The sequence below is a fragment of the Dietzia sp. DQ11-44 genome (assembly GCF_014145205.1).
Taxonomy (GTDB): Bacteria; Actinomycetota; Actinomycetes; order Mycobacteriales; family Mycobacteriaceae; genus Dietzia; species Dietzia natronolimnaea.
Map to the genome: position 1 here is coordinate 1 of NZ_JAALEC010000548.1, position 2,872 is coordinate 2,872.

Consider the following 2,872-nt stretch of genomic DNA (forward strand, 5'->3'; position numbering starts at 1 on the left):
GTCCAGGTGGCGGCCTCCGCCTCGAGTTGGAGGTCCGCCAGAACGGCGGCCATGGCCGGCTGGTCCACCAGGGTCGCCCCGAACGCCGCCCGGTGTCGGGCGTGCCACGCGGCCTCGGCCACGCCCTGGCGCATTCCGGCCGTGGCGCCCAGGACGCAGTCCAGGCGGGTGCGCCCGACCATCTCGATGATGGTGCGCACCCCACGGCCGGGATCGCCGACCATCCAGCCCAGGGTGCCGTCGAACTCCACCTCGGACGAGGCGTTGGACTTGTTGCCCAGCTTGTCCTTGAGGCGTTGGACCAGGAAGGGGTTGCGCTCGCCGCCCGGGAGGACGCGGGGGACGAGGAAGCAGCTCAGTCCCTCCGGTGCCTGCGCCAGCACCAGGAAGGCGTCCGACTGTGGGGCCGAGCAGAACCACTTGTGGCCGCGCAGCACGTGCAGGCCGTCCCCGACCGGGGTGGCCGTGGTGGTGTTGGCCCGGACGTCCGACCCGCCCTGCTTCTCGGTCATGGCCATCCCGAACAACACCCCCGACTTGGTGGCGGGGTCGCGCAGCTCGGGGTCGTAGACCCTGGACATCAGCGCCGGCTCCCATTCCGCGGCCAGCTCCGGGCTCAACCGCAGGGACGGCACCACGGCGTGCGTCATGGACAGCGGGCACCCGTGCCCGGCCTCGATCTGCGACACCAGCATGAAGCCGGTGGCCCGCTCCACGGTGGCGCCGGGCCCCGGGTCCGCCCAGGCGGAGGTGTGCACCCCGCGGGACACCGAGTACTCCATGATCCGGTGATAGGAGGGGTGGAACTCGATCTCGTCCACCCGGTTGCCCCACCGGTCGTGGGCGCGGTGCACCGGCGGCAGGGTGTTGGCCAGCTCCGCGTCGTGCTGGTACTGCCCGGTGCCCACGTGTCGGCCGATCTCGTGGAATCGGTCGGTGACCGCGCCGGGCGCGAAGACTCCCACGGCCTCCCGGAGTGCGGGATTGAGCGCGTACTCGTCCACGTCCACGCGCGGCGGCGCCTGGTTGAGGACCTCGTGGGTGGTGTGGTTCCGAGTGGTCGACATGTGCTGGGTCCTCCTCCGGCCCGCGGTACTCAGGACTTGAAGTACATGAGTTGGTGGCTGGTGGCGAGCAGGGTGCCGTCGCGGCCCCACAGTCTCGCCGATTCATCGTGGTAGTTGCCGTGGAACCGGTGGGCGTGGACGCTGCCCAGGATGAAGTCCGTGCCCTGGGCCGCGATCTCGTCCGTGGTGGCCAGGTAGTGGATCGTCAGCGTGACCGTTCCCGCGGGGATCGGCCGGCCGAGCCGGAGGAATGACCTGGGGAAGAACGAATCGCACATCGAGGTGAGCGCGACGTGGTCGAGTGGGCGGGGCGGGGTGTCGCGGATCCACATCGTCGTCGTCGAATCCGGGCTCGTCTGTCCGTCCTCGACCGACTGCCACGCCCCCGTCACGAACCGCATGTCGTAGTTGTCCACCCACTTGACCCCACGGTCCGCCGCGGCCGGGGTCAGGTCCTCGGGTGCGGGGACCCCGGGCGGGCCGACCTCGGTCTCCGACCACGTCTCCCGGCGCAGCGCGGTGATCGCCGTGGCGGTGGTGACCACCTGATCGCCCTGGCGCATCTCGAGCCACCAGTGCTGGTTGGAGCGGTTGGTGCGGGTCGGAAGCACCTCGATCTCGAACTCGCCCTCGGCCACCGGGCCCGCGTAGTTCAACGTCAGAGCCAGCGGGTCACCGTGTCGCTCCGGGTGCTGCAGGATCGCCTGCAGCATCGTCGCCGCGGTCGTCCCGCCGAACGGCCCGACCATGTTGGCCCACGCGTCGACCGTGCGGCCCCGGACCAGGTTCTCGCCGCCGCGTTCGAGAGCGACGGCCTGATCCAGAGTGTGTCCAGGGGCGTATCGACCGGTCACGGCACTCTCCTCATCGGGCGGCGTGAGGGGTGCGCCGCCGGGTGGTCCCACCGTACCGAGGGGTCGGGGGGCGCCCGGTCACCACTCACGGTGGTTCTCCGGTGTGACCCGTGTCACCATGGGGTGTACTCGATCGGAGAGGCGATCTCGATGCCCGGAACCGTCAGCACACCGAACGTCAGCACACCGAACGTCAGAACACCGAACGTCAGGGCCCTGACCGCCACGGCCCTGACCGCCGGCCTGCTCGCGTCCTGGGCGCCCGCTGCATCCGCGGTCAACACCGACTCCCTCATGCCTCCGCCCGCCGGGTGTTCGGTGGACGTGCAGCGGATCGCCGCGCAGACCCCCGGGCCGTTCCCCGGGGTCGGGTGGACGGTCGGGCAGAGCGGGAACCTGTGCGGTGAACTCGGCTACCTGTTCCTGGAGACCGCGGGCGGGACGGTCTCGTCGCCCACCCGTGTCGTGCTGTTCCACCGGGGCGAGCAGGTCGCGACGCAGCCCGGCACCACGCCGCGTGTCCTGCTCGGGCAGCACAGCGACTTCCACGTGGAGCTGCGCGTGCAACAGGAGCCGGTGGCGGGCCAACCGAATGCGGAGGCCGTCTACGCCTCCACCATCTACGTGTGGAACCCGTTCGCCGGCGCGGGGGACGCGACCCCGATCGGTCCGCTACCGCCCGGGATGACCCTCTAGCCAGGGCGACGGGGTGGCGACGTGACCGGGACCGACGGAGTGCGGGGAGGCGGTCGGTCGCCGGTCTACGCGGCCCTCGCGGTGGTCGTGGTGGTCGGGGTCCTCGTTGCGACCGTCACCACCGTCGCGCTGATGCGATCGCGCGACGAGACGTCTCCCGAGGTGACCGCCCCGGCCGGCCCCAGCACCACCGCGACCTCGACCCGGGCCTCTCGCGCCACCACCACCGCTCCCGCCACGCCCACCGCGGTCGTC

General features: G+C 71.4%; 3 protein-coding genes and 1 pseudogene. 2 read left to right on the forward strand and 2 right to left on the reverse strand.

Annotated elements, in window-relative coordinates; genetic code table 11:
- A partial coding sequence (locus G6018_RS13255) for an acyl-CoA dehydrogenase family protein (RefSeq protein WP_182639855.1) occupies positions 1-1,067 on the reverse strand: 1,067 nt, incomplete at its 3' end.
- 29 nt (positions 1,068-1,096) lie between these two features.
- Positions 1,097-1,921 (reverse strand): thioesterase family protein, encoded by an 825-nt coding sequence (locus G6018_RS13260; RefSeq protein ID WP_182639856.1) that lies wholly within the window; start codon positions 1,919-1,921, stop codon positions 1,097-1,099.
- Positions 1,922-2,071: 150 nt separating this feature from the next.
- Between G6018_RS13260 and G6018_RS13265 the strand changes: the two genes are divergently transcribed.
- Both G6018_RS13265 and G6018_RS13270 read left to right on the forward strand, forming a co-directional pair.
- The gene (locus G6018_RS13265; protein WP_182639857.1) at positions 2,072-2,617 is read left to right on the forward strand and encodes a hypothetical protein; all 546 of its coding nucleotides are present in this window, start codon (positions 2,072-2,074) and stop codon (positions 2,615-2,617) included.
- A 21-nt stretch (positions 2,618-2,638) separates the two neighbouring features.
- A pseudogene (locus G6018_RS13270) lies at positions 2,639-2,872 on the forward strand (hypothetical protein); the annotation flags it as partial.